We start from the raw sequence: 16,316 nt of genomic DNA, 5'->3' as shown, positions 1-16,316 counted from the left end.
ATTATCTCTCAAAATAATGTTCTCCAGACCCAATGTTGTCCAAATACAGATAGTTTCCTTCCTCGGTCGCCACCACTTCTTTTTTATCAAATTTAATTGCAATTCCTGTTTTTCCACATTTTGGCAGGTACACTTTTGCGGTACAATTATCAGGAACAGTGATTTTTAAACTATACTTATTGTTTATATAGTTCCAATCTACTTTGATATCGCCTTTATCAGTTGGATAAGTTCCTTTGGCATAAGTTAGTTTCTCTCCAAACCATAATGGTTTAATTTGGATTTTCTCATGTTGCGGGCTTAATGCTTTTATTCCTAAAATGTAATTTTGCATGGCTAGCAATCCTACCGCTCCCCATGGATGCGACATGCTTTGATTGGTTGTATTCGCATCCCAGGATTCCCAAGTTGCGGTTCCTCCCTGGCTAATGGTTTTTGCCCAGCCTTCCCATTCAGGATTAGTATATAAATCGATAAGATGATTTCCTTCGTCAGCTAGACCAAGTGATTCCGGCAACCAACGCAGGCATACCATTCCGATATTCATTTTTTGTTTTTTAATTTCTTCAATAACTTGTTTTTTATTTGCTTCCGGCACAATATTCAAAGCAAAAGGAAGAATGTTAGCGTGTTGCGAAACATGAGTGCTCACATTTTTATCATTGTGTATTCCGTCAATATATACGCCTTCTTGATTGATAAGCTGGGAGTTAATTGCTTTTTTGATGGCTTCGGCTTTATTTATATAAAGTGTTTTATCTGCAGAATTACCTATGGCTTCGGCAATTTTTGAGAGAATATTGAAATCTTCAAAAGCATAAGCGTCAATAACCGTTCTTGAATCAGCAGTCATGTCGTATCCATAACGCATGGTTGCCGGCCAATCTATAATTCCAAATTCATAAGGTCCTTTTCCTCCTTTTAGCTGATGGATTAATCCAGTGCTGTCATTTTTATAAGTGTCAACATAATCGGCAATTTTTTTCAAACGGGAATAATTGGATTTTAAGAATTCAATATTAGCTGTTTGGGTGTAATAATCCCAAACCCATACTAGGTAAGCTTGCGTAAAATCGGGGATATCTCTTCCGCCGTCAACATTTGGATATACTGCATTCAATCGTCCGTCAGGCCAATATTGGTCTTGGGATTCTAAAAATTCGTTCAGCGCACGCATATTCATCGTTCGATCATACATCACGCTCATGCAAGGAACTGCCTGTGACCAGCTGTCTAATAAAAAAGCTCCTTTTTCTCTTGTGGGCGTGTCAACAAAATCTTCTTGTGCACCAAGAATTAGCGTATGCGCCATTAACTCCCAAGTTTTATTCAGCATTTCATTCGATGTTTCAAATGAAGATCGGGAAGGATCTAATTCGAAATGACGGCTGATAAAACTAACGTTATTTTGATTCAGCTCGTTTGGCGCATTGTCAACTTGCAGATAACGCATTCCAAAATAAACATTAGGATTAAAAACAGAATTATTTCCATTCGGAATATATTTAAAGCTTAAATTGGTAGATTGGTTGAATTTAAGCGAAACAGTTCCATCATCATTTAGAGCAAATCCACCTGACATTTTGATGGTATCTCCTGGAAAGCGCTCCTTAAAAATTATTTTAAAACTGCCAGCATATATTTTGCCTAAATCAATAACATATTTGCCATTTCCTAAATTTTGTATTGTTTTAGACTTGATTTCTTTTTCAACAACTCGAGTTAAGTCGGATCTTAAAGTGCCTGTCCATGGAGCAACAGGCTGAGAACCTATTTCGGTGGCACTGTTCCATTTGGAGTCGTCTAGTTTTGCCGTATTCCAATTAGCAATATTTTTGCGGCTGTCAACAGATTCTACTCTCCCGACACCTTCCCCATTTCGTTGTGGCTGTCCTAGAAGCCATTGCGTTGCTTGCGATTGTTTCCAAGATTTGTCAGAACCAATAACGGTTTGCGTACCATCGTTATATTCGATAATAGTTTTTAGAATCATGCCACGGCTTCCTGTTGCGCGTCCTTGACCGCCTCCATACCAGTGCGTAAGGCACGCTAGCAGATTTTCGGCATTTTTATTTAATAAAGCGGTAACATCCCAAGCGTTATAATAGCTGTATTGCGGGTAGTGATTATTGAATCCTTTTCCAACAAATTGCCCGTTCACATATAATTCATAACTATGACAAGCGGAAAGATATACGATTGCTTTTTTGATGGTCTTGTTAGGAAGATTTGCTTTTTTCCTGAAATAAGTAAAATCGTCGTTGTCCTTGGAATCTCTTTTAATCCATTGTGCTGTTGCCCAATCTTTATTGGTTAATAAACCCGTTGTAAAACTAGCGGGATTCGAATACGAACTCACATTTCCATCTTTGTCCCAACAGCGAACTTTCCAATAATAAGTAGTTATTGATTTCAGAGCCTTTTTTTCTAAATAAACATAATTTTGTTTTCTGGAACTGGTCTTATTGCTATCCCAGATATCGCCTTTGTTGGCTTTAAGATTGACTAGACTGGAGGAAACAATTATTTGATAAGCCGATTGTATTTCGTTTGCGTCAGCATCACTTACATACCATCCAAAATAAGGTTTATCATTTGTGCCAATAGGATTTTGTTTGTCAAAACTGCGCAGATTAAAAGGTGCATTTGGGTTTGCAGCAGTAATTTTAATAAACGAAAAAAGAAAAAGTGCTAAAATTAAAAATTGTTTTATTCGCTTCATCAGTAGTGGTTATGGTTTATTTAAAATAAAATTGGTTTTTAATAGGTCTTATTTATGATAGACTCACAAATTTAAGAAAGTCTTTTTTTTTGAGTATCCTGATTGAACGCAGACAGTTTATTTAAAACACATTAAAAGAAGTTTTTTTTCTTTCGCCCTGTTCTATTTACACCTTTAACACTTCGCTCATTTTTTATTCTTGACAATTTTTAGTACTTTTCAACGTTTTTATAAGTATACTTTTTTAATTCAATTTCCGCAATGAGTTCTACACTTTCCAACGATCAAAAGAAATCATTAGTCCTATCCATACTCATTTATGCATCCTTATTGCTGCTGTTATTTTTCATCCGATTCTGGCCTCCATATAATCCCGAAAACAACGTAGCACTTGCTGGTGGCGGTGGTGGCGGTGGAGTTACCTTAAACTTTGGAGACAGCGATTTAGGATCTGGGAAAAACACGCAAAGCAAAGTCTTGAATGTTCAAAACCATGTGAAACAAGCGCCAGCCAAAAGCACTCCCGACGAAGCCATTTTATCTCAAGAGAATGCCACCGAAGAAAGCGTAGTTATTCCTCAAAAAGAAAAGCCTAAAAAAACCGAAGTTGTTGTCAAAGAAACTCCGAAACCCGAAGTCGTTAAACCTAAAGTTTCCAATTCTACCAATGACGCCTTGGCGAGCATCCTAAAAGGCTCTAACAAAGGCGGTGACGGCAATGATAAAACCGCCGGCAACAAAGGAAAATCCAATGGAAGTTTAACCGCAACCGGCTATTATGGCACAGGCGGTTCTGGCGGAGGAACCGGTGGCGGAAATGGAACTGGCAACGGTATTGGCAATGGCAGCGGTTACGGCCCAGGTAGCGGTGGTGGCTCTGGCGGTGGTGCAGGAGGCGGTTCCGGCTATTCTCTCGGAAACCGAAAAGCGCTCTCCAAGCCAGCTCCCAAATACACTTGCAACGAATCTGGGAAAGTGGTTGTCGAAGTTTCTGTTGACAGAAACGGAAATACCATGAATGCCGTTGCGGGTATAAAAGGCACAACCAACACCGCAAAATGCCTGCTCGACCAAGCCCGAATTGCAGCCATGAACACCAAATGGGATGCCAGCTCTGACGCTCCCGTAAAACAAATAGGCAAGATTATTTACAACTTCAATCTGAATTAGGAGCAGGACTTTTTCGTCTTTCATCAGCAGTTGTCCCGCTGTCCGTTATATTCCCGATTAACAAAAACTACGGCAAAAAAGCCTTGTTTTTCTAAATCGGGAGATGCCACTTCCATCGGGGCTAGTTTACGGGTTTAAATTTCCAGAAGGTTATTTTCCTAAAATCTAAACACAAATCATTCGTGTTCTGGCAGGAATTACTCAGTTTACGCAAAAAACTTTTTATCTTCTAGGTTAAGAAAACTTTCTTTCCTGTCTTCGCTGATTTATAAACTGCATTAATAATTTTCATATCCTTTAATCCTTCTTCGCCTGTGATATGATTGGGTAATTTTTTATTTTCTAACAATACTTTACAAATTTCATCCATTTGTGTTTTTTGCTGTTTTATTTCAGGAAATTTCAATTCCTTCTCAGATGTTTTACCTTTATAGGGTCCATAACTCAATGCTGGACTTAATTCAAAGCTACCCTCGTCGGCAGTTGCGTAAAACCTATCAATGTTGTAGCCGCATGAAGTATTGCAGTTTGAAACTGCACCACTCGGAAATTCCATTTGCCAAGATATGCTTTCCTCAGTCTCAGAAAACCTGTTTTTATCATTCACCGTACCGAATTGTGCCGTAATAGCTATTGGCTCTTCGCCTAAAACATAACGGCTCACCTGAATGCAATAAATTCCTAAATCCATTAAAGGGCCACCGCCTGATAATTTCTTGTTTAGCCTCCATTCACTTTGGCTGTTTTTATCAACGATTGTTTTTTTATCAAGAGTATCATAGGTTTTATAGCCAAGCGATGTTTCTATAAATCGTACTTGACCAAAAACTTTTTCTTGTCCCAATCTTTTAATTTCCAAATGTGTTGGCTCGTAATGCAGGCGATAACCAATAGCCAATTGAACATTATTATCATTACAGGCTTTTATCATTTCTTCACAATCGGCAACAGAAATCGCCATTGGCTTTTCTGTAATTACATGTTTTCCTGCTTTTGCTGAACGAATTACAAAATCTTTGTGCAGGCCATTTGGCAAAACAACGTACACTAAATCTATATCTTTGTTATTGACTATTTCGTCGAAATTTTGATAATTATAAATGTTCTTTTCTGGGATATTGTATTGTTTTTTCCATTTTACAGCTTTCTCAGGTGACCCGGTTACTATACCCGCTAAATTGCAATATTCGGAAGCTTCAATTCCTGACGCCAACATAGCTGCGTAATTTCCTAAACCGCAGAGCGCTATATTTAACTCCTTCCCTGTATATGGCTTCTGGAACTTTTCTGATTGTGTTATGTATGAAGGAAGTGCTGTCATAACAACAGTTGCTCCAACACCTAAACCAAATTTATTAACAAAAGACCGCCTTGAAATGTTTTTCATAAAATATACCTTTAAGTTAATTCTTAAATTTATTAGTATACTCTTTTTGAAAATGTTACGCTTTTGCTTTTTTTGGATTATTAATTATGGTGATGGATAGACGGAGTGAGTTTGCGTAGTTCCTCCCAATGACTCAGTTTGTGTAGTTTTACTTCCTAACAAGCCTTCAAGACCTGTTAGGTATTAAAATCTTCTTTAAGAATAGTCGAAAATGATACCTAACAGGTTAAAAAAACCTGTTAGGATAAACTAAACATGTCATGTTTCGGCAATTTGCGTGAGGGATAGAAGCTAGCTACCGAAGTAGCATGGATAGCCCGACCGCAATAAAAAATGGGGCGACTCTAGATAATCTAAAGCAGCCTCATTTTTTATTGTGGTCACGCCCAACTGATTTTTATAATTTTACTTCGGACTCGTGGCGATGACAAATTTTAAGTTGTTCTTCACTCCTATCTGCAATACATCGACCAAATCCTGAACCTGCAGATTGAACGGAATCCTAACAACAACCGTTTGGTCTTTTTGAGTGTTTATTTTGGACATCAAAGTAGCTTCGAGCTCTTCGAAAGCAACGGGCTGTTTGTCGATGTAGAATTTCTTGTCTTCGGTAACCGATAAACTGATGTATTGTTTGTTGGTTTTCTCGTTGGTCTTTGACTTTGGCAGCGTCATTTTAATCACATTCGGGTTGGCCAAAGTGGAGATTATCAAGAAAAACAGCAACAAAAAAAACATAATATCACTCAAGGACGAAGTGGCGACCTCAGCGTGAAATCTTCTTTTTCTTTTGATAGACATGACTTATGCTTTTTGAATAATATTGACGAATTCTAATATCTGCTTTTGTACTTTCAAAGCATAATTATCAATCTTCCCATTTAGTAAATGGTAGGCACTGTAAGCAATAATCCCTACGATTAACCCAGATCCGCTGCTGATCATTTTTTCATACAAACCTCCAGAGATATTACCGATACTAATATTTTCGGTTACCGAGATGCTATAGAAAATCTTAATTACTCCAGAAATCGTTCCGATGAATCCAAGTGTTGGTGCAATACCGGCAATAAGTCCCAATTGTCCAAGATGCTGTTCCATTTCGGCGATTTCGATATCGGCGGCACGATCCATATTGGATTCGATTTCGGCAATGGGACGACCAATCAATGTAATTCCTTCTTTAATCACGTTTCCTGAAGCCGTATTGGTTCTTTCGGTGATGGAACGCGCCAAATCAAAATTTCCGGCGGTAAGATGATCTCTCACATCACGCATTAAAAGCGGATCTACTTTTGCTTTTTTATTGATAAACAAATAGCGTTCTATAATCAAATAAAAGGTATAAAATAACAATATCGCAATTGGGATTAAAAAAAATCCTCCTTTTAGAATGAATCCTAAAACGGAGATTTCATTATTGGTTGCCACTTTTTCGATAACAACATTAGACGCAGCAGTGGCAAGAGTATCAGCTTGTAATTGTATGAGACTAAACATATTTTATTCTGGGTTTATAATCATTAATTCTAAAAAATATTTCAATTTTGCATTAAGAAACCAAAAAACATTAACTGATCTATTTTCACTGTAATATTAAACTAAAAAAAGCAAAAAATATTTCAATCCACAACTATTTTTATCAAAAATTAATGAATTATCAAGAAACCACAAACTGGATGTTTAACCAGCTTCCAATGTATCAACTGCAAGGGGCTTCGGCTTATAAAAAAGATTTAACCAACATCCATTTACTAGCGGAACATCTTGATAATCCCCATGAAAAGTTAAACTGTGTCCACGTTGCAGGAACTAATGGCAAAGGTTCTACTTCACACATGCTGGCCTCTGTCCTTCAGGAAGCGGGATACAAAGTAGGGCTTTATACTTCTCCGCATTTAAAAGATTTTCGGGAGCGAATCAAAATTAACGGTACCGAAATCTCAGAAGATTTTGTATGTGAATTCATAAATACGCACAAAACTTTTTTTGAAGCCAATGACATGAGTTTCTTTGAAATGTCTGTTGGATTAGCCTTTGATTATTTTGCAAAAGAAAAAATAGATATTGCTATTATCGAAGTGGGACTGGGAGGAAGACTGGATGCCACCAATATTATCACACCATTAGTATCTGTAATTACTAATATTGGCATTGATCATGTTCAGTTTCTGGGCAACACTCTGGAATCTATTGCAACCGAAAAAGCGGGAATCATTAAACCCAAAATTCCCGTTGTTATTGGCGAATATATTCCTGAAACACAGCCTGTTTTTTTAGCGAAAGCCAAAGAAAATAAAGCCGAAATTTATTTTGCTTCTGATTTGATTTCGGAAACATACCCTTCAGATTTAATTGGAGATTATCAGGAACACAATAAAAAAACGGTTATTCAAACTTTCAAAATTTTAAACGAGCAAACCAATTTTAAAGTAAGCGATAAAAACATTCAATTGGGATTACTCAAGGTAGTAAAAAACACAGGATTACTGGGAAGATGGCAACAATTGGGAGAAAACCCAAAAGTAATCTGTGACACAGCTCACAACAAAAACGGTCTCGAAATTGTTTTGAAACAGATACAAAAAGAAACTTTTGAAAACCTGCATATTGTGCTGGGAGTTGTCAATGACAAAGAACTCGGTGAAGTTTTGCCTTTATTTCCAAAAAACGCAACTTATTATTTTTGCAGACCGAATATTCCGCGGGGACTTGATGCTGCTATGTTACAAGAAAAAGCACAGCAGTTTGCACTGAACGGAAACACATATAGTTCTGTAACAGAAGCTTACAGCAAGGCTCAGAATAATTCTACAAAAGAAGACTTTATTTATATAGGCGGAAGCACTTTTGTCGTGGCTGAATTACCGTTAAATAAAGAGTTTTAAAAATACTTTTCTTTTTCTCTGAAAAAAAATTAAAATTTCATAACTACCTGATTAACAATTTACTAAATTTATAAGAGTTTTGTGTTAATTAATAATTTAATTTTAGTCTTATTATGAGAAAGAACGCTTTTTTTTCGTTGAGAATGTTAATTTTAACATTCCTGTTCAGTATGAATATTCATGCACAAGATCCCCCCAAACCTGTATTTATTACTTTTACTACCCTACACAGAAATTTAAATACGGATGCTAAAGATTGGAAGGCAACGGAACAAGAGTACTTTGACAAAGTAACGAGCAAAAATGATTTAATAATCGGCTCGGAAATTCTGACCCATTATTACACCGAAAATAGCTCTGAAGTGATTTTGGTCAATGTTTTCAAAACTTGGGAAGACATTGAAAAAGCTGGCGAACTCTCAGACGAGCTTGCCAAAAAAGCTTGGCCTGATGAAAAAGCACGAACCGCTTTTTTTGACAAACAAAACAGCTATTATGTTCCAATACACTCAGACGAAATTTATTCCTCCATCGAAACGATTGGTATGAAAGAATTCAAAGCTATCACCAAAGAACCCATGATTGTTTACATCCGAAAATCGCAAATGTCAATGTCCGGCAAAGGAAAAGGCATGAAGGAATACAATGAAAAAGTTACCCTGAAAGACCCTTTCATCAAGGGATATTATCCATTTCGCCACTCGTGGGGATCGGACAGCAGGGATTTTATGGAAGCCTATTTTTATGACTCTTTCGCCGACATAGAAAAATCAGGCCAAAAACAAGATGAATTAGTAAAAACTGCATGGCCGAACGAAACCGACAGCAAAGCTTTTTTTGATCAGTTAAAATTAGCATTCACAGGTGTTCATGGAGATTATATTTATCACAATTTACCAGGAGTTTCCAAATAAAAAAGCAAACAGCACAAACTGCTTTGACAATGTCATTAATGCGGTTTGTGCTGTTTTATTTATACTTTGTTCTGATTGAACAAAACAATTATTTCTTATTCAGTATCTTGAGTTTCCTCAATATCCTCTCCTTTACTGCCCATTTTTACTTTTGGTTTGTCCTTAGTTCCTGTAACAGTCAGGGGAATTCCAATAATCCCAAACGGAGGTAATCCCAACCTCATTTTGATATTCAGTTTACCGTCAAGGCTTGATGTTCCTTCAATTCGAGGTCTGAAACCTGCATACTTAAATTTAAACCTTTCAATGGTAACGATATTGTTTTTTACTGTTGACTTGATAGCTACTTTGGACAATTCCGGATTTTTTATCGATTCATAATCCGTAGAACTGCTCACTGCATTAAACATTTTCATACCTTTCACTTTCACGTCTTTTATGGACAGTACGCCTCCGCCAATTAATGATGGATAAACTGGCATCATTTCTTGATTTAACCTTCCTTTTATTTTGTAATCGAGCGATACAATTCCTTCAGCATTTTCGGCGGCGCTTGCCATTTCCTTAAACATCTTAACTTCTTTGTAAGCTCGTTTTATATCAAAATCATTGGCTTTAATTTCATATTCAAAGACTGCTTTTTCGGGAGTCATTCCTTGATAAGCGGCATTCATGGCCACATTACAGCCAATTAAATTGAAGCCGGTATTCTGCATTACTATTTTTCCGTTTTTGGTTTTTACCGCCCCTTTTCCATCCTGCAGTATCAATCCCTGATAATTGATTTTGTGCGCTGTAGCATAAAACTGCAGATCAAGGTTAGACGGAATAAGAATCACACCTGTCTTTTGTGCAGTAGTACTAGCTACCTTAGTTTCCGCAGTTGCGGGAACGACTGGAGTACTGGACATAAACTCATCAACATTAATGTATTTTGAGTTTAAAGTAAACGATCCTCTTAAAATCCCATTTTTGGAAGACATAAAATTAAACACATTCTTCAAATAACCATTCAGCTTAAAATCAGATTGTCCATAAGAAGCAAAAAAGGTATTAAACGACATTTTGTCTTGATTGAACCTGAAGATTCCTTCTTTTATCAACAGTGATTTAGGCAAATATTCCGTTTGAATATTGATGTTTCTAAGTTCAAGAGTTCCTTTATTTTGTAACTTACTGTAATCTCCTTTTTCAGCATAGCTTTGAATTCCTTTCAATTCCAGATCGGCTTTGATGAAACCATCGACATCTAATCCTTTTCGGGAGAAAACTTTATATATTTTGCTGATATTTAAAGTTCCTTTGGCTTTAATATCATAATTCAGGTCATCAAAATTTTTCAAATTAGCTTTTACCGAAAAAGGCTGTCCTTCAAAAGTAAAACCAGCAGGTTTCAGCACTACTGAAAGATCATCATAAGTCCCTTTTTGATTCGTTATCGTGGATACAATATTGATATCAGTAATTGGATTTGGGTAATATTGGGTTTTTACAAATCCGTTTTTCAAATCCAGTTTTCCGTTTGTTTTTGGAAAAAGTCTTTGCTTTTGGTCATATTTCCCTTTGGCTTTCAAATCGCTCACAAGCATTCCTTTCAATTCAATATCCGGAATTCCGAGTGCGTGATTTAATTTTTCTAAATCAATATTGGAATTCAATACCAAATCAACATCCGGCGTAGTCATTCCATTCATTTTCAATTGTGTCTTGAGGTAATTTTTTTCTATGTTTAAAGAAAGACTTTTCGCATCCAGCAGTAAAAGTTCCGGATTCAGCGAAGGCACTTTGACAGCAATATTCATATTAAAATCAGAAACTGGAAAAGCGCTCTTTTTATAATTCACAAATCCATCTTTTAATTTAAAATCCAGACTTAAATCAGGCCCTATGTTTTGCGAAGCAATGTATTTTCCTTTAACAGTAAGCAACAAATCTACATTACCTTTTAACTCTGTGTCTTTGAGCCACGTAATATACTTGGGCGGAAAAGCAGTAAAAAGATCATTTAGATTGCTTTTGTTTGATTTTAATTTGAAATCAATATCGTATCCATCTTTCAAAAAATCGAATTTCCCAGTAAAATCGACTAATAGTTTGTTTATAAAAAGATCATTTTGTTCAAATACAAAAGACAGTGAATTGGTGTTTATTTTGGTAATCAAATCCCCATCCACTTTTTTATTCATCAAGTAAGGTTCATTTTCATAAATGACATTCAGCTTTTCGATTTTTGCTTTCGAATGCAACGCAAAAATTGCTTCGCTCAAATCTCCATTACCCAAATAATTGAAACCTATTGCATCTATGTGGACATTGGTAGATTGATCGTCGTAAATAATTTTACTGTTATTAATTTCGATTTCCTCTAATTTTAATCCCGTTTTTGATTTTTCTTCTTCTTTTGGAGCAGTAGTTTTATCGGCGATATACACATTATAATTTGCCTCCCCTTTTTTATTGACTTTTACATTAATTAATGAATTTGAAAGGAAAATTTGATCAATTTTTATACTTTCTCCAAAAACCAAACTGCTTAAGTTAATTCCAAAAGCAATCTCATCCGCAGTAACTAATTTTTCATTTTGAAAAGGAGCTGATCCGTTGAGTTTAAAATCAGTTAAAGTCAAAGTTAAGGAAGGGAAATGCGCAAAAAAAGAAACATGCGCATCAGTATAATTCAGTTCTCCGTTTAATTTTTCATTGGCCGTTTTCTTTACTTGTTCTTTTATTTTATCCGAAAAAATTAAAGGCGTGGTAAACATCAGTGCCAGTAAAACCGCAAGCGTTATGCCTGTATATTTTAAAATTTTAAGAAAAATTGTTTTATAATTGGTCGCCGGCATGTGTTTGATAAATGAATTAATAAAATGAAAATTTAAAAATAAGCAGTTTACGGAATATTAACCATGAACAGTTTCGTTTTTACCGTAATTTACAATAATCGAAGTTTCAAACTCAATCCATTCCTGCCAACGCTTATCGACATCAAAATTGTCTACATATTTTCTGGCAAAGCCAAGGAAAGTGGTATAATGTCCTGCTTCAGAAATCATTAAATCACGATAAAACTTAGCTAATTCCTGGTCTTTTATATTCTCTGACAACACTTTGAACCGTTCACAGCTTCTGGCTTCTATCATTGCAGAAAACAGTAATCGATCAACCAAAGCATCTTTACGGCTGCCGTCTTTTTTCATGAATTTATAAAGCTCATTTACGTAATGGTCTTTGCGTTCTCTTCCCAATGTTAATCCTCTGCTTTTTATTAAATTATGAACCAACTGCAGATGATCCAATTCCTCTTTCGCAATAACCAATAATTCGGTTACCAGTTCCTCCAACTCCGAATTGTACGTAATCAAACTAATAGCGTTCGAAGCCGCTTTTTGTTCGCACCAAGCGTGATCGGTCAATATTTCTTCAATATTACTCTCTACTATATTTACCCAACGCGGGTCAGTAACTAATTTCAATCCAAGCATGTCAAATGATTTAATCCTGCAAAATTAGTGTTTTTCCTGTTGATTTCCCTTTAAAAATGATGCTTTAACCGCTTAAATTGCATTATTTTGCACCATTATCTCAATATCATGAATTCAATTCAAAAGCTTTTAATCATTGGTTTTGTTTGGCCAGAACCCAATTCTTCGGCGGCAGGAGGCCGAATGCTGCAATTGATTAAACAGTTCCGACAACAAGGATTTAGCATAACATTTGCCAGTCCGGCTATGGATAGTGATTTTATGGCTGATTTAGCCTCACTGAATATCGATAAAAAATCAATTGCATTAAATTGCTCCAGTTTTGATGTTTTTGTCAAAGAACTGAATCCTGCTGTTGTTTTATTTGACCGGTTCATGATTGAAGAGCAATTTGGGTGGCGCGTTACCGAAAATTGCCCTGATGCTTTACGAATATTAGACACCGAAGACTTGCATTGTTTGCGACTGGCAAGGCAAAAAGCATTCAAGGCACATCGCGATTTCACAATTGCGGACACTTTAAAAGAAGAAGTTGCCAAGAGGGAAATCGCCAGTATTCTGAGATGCGACCTTTCCTTAATGATTTCTGAGTTTGAAATGGAATTATTGAAAGCCACTTTTAAAATAGACAAAAAATTACTGTATTATTTGCCTTTTTTATTAGAACCGCTTACGGAAACTGCTTTTGAAAAGCTCCATGCTTTTGAGGAAAGAAATGATTTTATTTTTATTGGAAACTTTCTTCATGAACCCAATTGGAACGCCGTTCAGTATCTGAAAGAAACCATTTGGCCGTTACTAAGAAAACAATTACCCGAAATTGAACTTCATATTTATGGCGCTTATCCATCACAAAAAGTAATGCAGCTACACCAGCCCAAAGAAGGTTTCCACATCAAAGGACGTACAGCTGATGCCAACGAAGTAGTGCAAAAAGCGAGAATTGTTTTAGCTCCTTTGCGCTTTGGAGCAGGCATAAAAGGAAAGCTGATCGAAGCCATGCAATGCGGAACGCCGAGTATTACAACCACCATCGGTGCCGAATCGATGCATGGAAATCTGCCATGGAATGGATTTGTAACTGATGATGTAAACAAATTTACAGCAACGGCCGTAGAATTGTACCGAGATAAAAAACTTTGGACAGCAGCACAGCAAAACGGAATCGTCATTATTAATCAACGGTATTCGAAAGGATTGTTTGAGAATGATTTTGCAGACCAAATACAATTTTTGCTTTCTAATTTACCACAGCATCGTTTGAACAATTTCTTCGGAGCATTGCTGCAGCACCACACTTTAACCAGCACAAAATACATGGCACGCTGGATTGAAGCCAAAAACAGCAAAAAGGATTAACTCCAATGAAATAATACCCACAGATTATACTTATCAGTCGGATTTGCACAGATTTTTTATCTCTTGCTCAAAAAATTCAATGAAAATCCGAGGCTTTTGCTGGTTATTTATCAATTTTTCCAGCTTAGAATCTTAGCAACTTAGTCTCTTAGCATCCACTTTCCGAATTAAAATCATTTTTATTGGATTTTTTTACTTTTTAAAACACTAAATACCAGTAAACTGAATATTTTTCCAAAATAAAAAGCAAAATTTATTTGAAAATGTTTTGCATAAGCGAAAAACTAGCTTATATTTGCACTCGCAATCACAAAATGATAGCAACCTAGTAAAATAGGGCGATTAGCTCAGCTGGTTCAGAGCACCTCGTTTACACCGAGGGGGTCGGGGGTTCGAACCCCTCATCGCCCACAAAACTTCTCAAGAAATTGGGAAGTTTTTTTTTGTCTTTTTTTTACAAAAACTAATAATATTCCTCTAAGAATGGATATAGTAAAATTTAAAATCACGCCTAAAACAATAAAAATTGAAGTACGAAATTCAAATAATTACATATTTGATTTCAATACTGCTGTAGATATTGATAAAGAAGACAAAGACGTATTATTAAAACTTCATAATGCTTTGACATTATTATTTAAAAAAGAAAACATTCCAGAGACCAAAAACCACATTTCGCCAAATCAAACTAATATACTTGATCAGATTAACGCAATAAGTGATTTAAAAGAAGATGATCTTAAATAAAAAGTAAAGCAATACATTTTGATATGAAAGCAATTACATAGAATAATTTTTGAAAATGGTTATTTAGTCAATAAACGTAACAAACTATTAAGTTATATCTAAACCTTGTTATTCCTCTTTTCTCTTCAAACACCGCCCTCTCGGCTCATCGCCCTCATGAAGCACAATTTCGGAATGCAAGAACTGCGCTGCCTCTGCAGAATCTTTCACTTTGACAGCAGAGCGTGCTAACATTTCTGACTCAAACTCAGTTAATACTCTTTCCCTCAGTCCAGCTTTTCTCCATTGAGATAAAGGTCTGCATCCTCTCGTAATCCCCCGAGCGAGCGAGAGCGCATCCAGCAATGCCTGATTTGCCCCCTGTCCTTTGAATGGACTCATTGGGTGAGCCGCATCTCCGATCAAAGTCACTTGTTTACCTTTTGCCAATAATTCTGATTTGAGTAATTCCCGGTCATACACAGGATAACCAGAAATCTGAGCTATCAGGGTCGCCTCTAAAATCTGAGGAATAGGATCGTGCCATTGAGTTCTTCGGCAAGCTTCTTCCTTGAGTGCTTGAGGTCCTTGAGCACTTAACGCCTTAGCCTCTTCTTCGGGCATAGGGAAACTAAGCTGCCACATCACCGAGTTGGATGTATAAGGCATTATATAAATCCGCTCATTACCATTGGCGGTTTGAAATACAGTAGCGGAGTCCAGCAATGAACTGTTAACCCCTTCGATAGCACTCAAAGGACAAATACCCAATATTACAATACAACCCAGATAACGCAAAGGGGTAATATCATCACCAATGAGCAACCTCCGCACCGAACTGCGAATACCATCGGCTCCAACCACAAGATCTGCCTTGGCGCTCTTTATCTCTCCATCTACTTGAAAGCTTAAATCAACACCTTCATCCTTAGAATCCTTAAAATCTATTAACTGGTATCCCCATTGTACCACATCATGTCCGCCGAGCTGTTCCAGCAGCGCTAAGCGTAAAGACTGCCGTGCGATATGAACATTTGAACGTTTCTGAGAAGTTTTCGCAGCTGTCGGTATCCACTTTCTGACGCCCCATTCACCGATTACTTTTCCTTCTGTAGTATGAACCAGATGTCTTGTTGAAATCACTCCTTCTTCTAACGAAAAAATACCCAGCCCCTCGATCGCTTTACTGGCTTGCTGCAAAGTAAGTCCGTAGCCTTGAGATCGAGCTTCGAAGTTGTTATCCCGTTCATAAAGTGTAAAAGGAATCCCGCGGTGTAAACAAGCCACAGCCAGAGCCACACCTCCTATTCCACCGCCAATAATAGCAACGTGTGGGTAGTTTTCTTTATCCGCTACAGGAAAGCTGGCAGAAGGAATCAGCCCAGATCCGGAACAGCTCAAACATAAAGATAAATGAGCCTTAGGACGAACGGGAGCTGTCCCTTCTTTCATTTTTTCAAATTGATCGAGTTCCATCTGGTAGCGGAGTCTCACTTTCTTGCTGAGCCTTTGACTTTTTTTACCGCGTCCCTGACATTCGGGACAAAAAGCCCAGCTTGCTTTTTCATTTTCCACTTTTTCCACTTCCATTTTATTTAACTTGATATTGTCTTCTCTCTATAAAACAAAAGATTAGTAGTGCAAAACTACTTTTTTCGAATTGAAACA

At 36.8% G+C, this 16,316-nt stretch carries 12 protein-coding genes and 1 tRNA gene; 6 read left to right on the top strand and 7 right to left on the bottom strand.

Translation table 11 applies throughout. From position 1 onward, the window contains the following. Position 1: 1 nt before the first annotated feature. Positions 2-2,722 carry a family 78 glycoside hydrolase catalytic domain gene (locus tag CLU83_RS20070; protein ID WP_100433245.1) on the bottom strand — a complete coding sequence of 907 codons (2,721 nt, stop codon included), beginning with the start codon at positions 2,720-2,722 and terminating at the stop codon, positions 2-4. A gap of 261 nt (positions 2,723-2,983) precedes the next feature. On the opposite strand from CLU83_RS20070, the gene CLU83_RS20065 reads away from it, so the two are divergent. After that, positions 2,984-3,892 (top strand): hypothetical protein, encoded by a 909-nt coding sequence (locus tag CLU83_RS20065; RefSeq protein ID WP_100433244.1) that lies wholly within the window; start codon positions 2,984-2,986, stop codon positions 3,890-3,892. 229 nt (positions 3,893-4,121) lie between these two features. Here CLU83_RS20065 and CLU83_RS20060 read toward each other — a convergent pair whose 3' ends face one another. From CLU83_RS20060 to CLU83_RS20050, 3 genes are all read right to left on the bottom strand, one after another. Further along, a complete protein-coding gene (locus CLU83_RS20060; protein ID WP_100433243.1) occupies positions 4,122-5,279 on the bottom strand; it encodes a Gfo/Idh/MocA family protein in 1,158 nt (385 codons plus the stop codon). 405 nt (positions 5,280-5,684) lie between these two features. Continuing rightward, positions 5,685-6,080, bottom strand: coding sequence for a biopolymer transporter ExbD (locus CLU83_RS20055; RefSeq protein WP_100433242.1), 396 nt, complete (start codon positions 6,078-6,080; stop codon positions 5,685-5,687). A gap of 3 nt (positions 6,081-6,083) precedes the next feature. Beyond that, positions 6,084-6,779, bottom strand: coding sequence for a MotA/TolQ/ExbB proton channel family protein (locus CLU83_RS20050; RefSeq protein ID WP_100433241.1), 696 nt, complete (start codon positions 6,777-6,779; stop codon positions 6,084-6,086). Between the two features lie 152 nt (positions 6,780-6,931). Here CLU83_RS20050 and CLU83_RS20045 point away from each other — a divergent pair, with 152 nt between their 5' ends. Next, positions 6,932-8,167, top strand: coding sequence for a folylpolyglutamate synthase/dihydrofolate synthase family protein (locus tag CLU83_RS20045; protein ID WP_100433240.1), 1,236 nt, complete (start codon positions 6,932-6,934; stop codon positions 8,165-8,167). A 170-nt stretch (positions 8,168-8,337) separates the two neighbouring features. Next, a complete protein-coding gene (locus CLU83_RS20040) occupies positions 8,338-9,081 on the top strand; it encodes a hypothetical protein (protein WP_100433239.1) in 744 nt (247 codons plus the stop codon). Between the two features lie 95 nt (positions 9,082-9,176). Here CLU83_RS20040 and CLU83_RS20035 read toward each other — a convergent pair whose 3' ends face one another. Both CLU83_RS20035 and CLU83_RS20030 read right to left on the bottom strand, forming a co-directional pair. Then, positions 9,177-11,924 carry an AsmA-like C-terminal region-containing protein gene (locus CLU83_RS20035; RefSeq protein WP_100433238.1) on the bottom strand — a complete coding sequence of 916 codons (2,748 nt, stop codon included), beginning with the start codon at positions 11,922-11,924 and terminating at the stop codon, positions 9,177-9,179. Between the two features lie 57 nt (positions 11,925-11,981). Next, complete coding sequence (locus CLU83_RS20030; protein WP_100433237.1) at positions 11,982-12,563, bottom strand: tRNA-(ms[2]io[6]A)-hydroxylase; 582 nt, start codon at positions 12,561-12,563, stop codon at positions 11,982-11,984. A 108-nt stretch (positions 12,564-12,671) separates the two neighbouring features. On the opposite strand from CLU83_RS20030, the gene CLU83_RS20025 reads away from it, so the two are divergent. The 3 genes from CLU83_RS20025 to CLU83_RS20015 all read left to right on the top strand — a co-directional run bounded on the left by CLU83_RS20025 (position 12,672) and on the right by CLU83_RS20015 (position 14,669). After that, positions 12,672-13,922, top strand: a complete 1,251-nt coding sequence (locus CLU83_RS20025) for a glycosyltransferase (protein WP_100433236.1) — start codon at positions 12,672-12,674, stop codon at positions 13,920-13,922. 336 nt (positions 13,923-14,258) lie between these two features. After that, positions 14,259-14,333: transfer RNA gene (locus CLU83_RS20020), tRNA-Val, on the top strand. A 72-nt stretch (positions 14,334-14,405) separates the two neighbouring features. Further along, entirely contained in the window at positions 14,406-14,669 is a 264-nt protein-coding gene (locus CLU83_RS20015) for a hypothetical protein (RefSeq protein WP_100433235.1), read from the top strand. Between the two features lie 108 nt (positions 14,670-14,777). On the opposite strand, the gene CLU83_RS20010 is transcribed toward CLU83_RS20015, so the two are convergent. Continuing rightward, positions 14,778-16,238, bottom strand: a complete 1,461-nt coding sequence (locus CLU83_RS20010; RefSeq protein ID WP_100433234.1) for an NAD(P)/FAD-dependent oxidoreductase — start codon at positions 16,236-16,238, stop codon at positions 14,778-14,780. Between the last annotated feature and the right edge of the window lie 78 nt (positions 16,239-16,316).

The organism is Flavobacterium sp. 1 (assembly GCF_002797935.1).
In the GTDB taxonomy this organism is placed as follows: Bacteria; Bacteroidota; Bacteroidia; order Flavobacteriales; family Flavobacteriaceae; genus Flavobacterium.
This window is presented reverse-complemented; position numbering and strand designations above follow the sequence as displayed.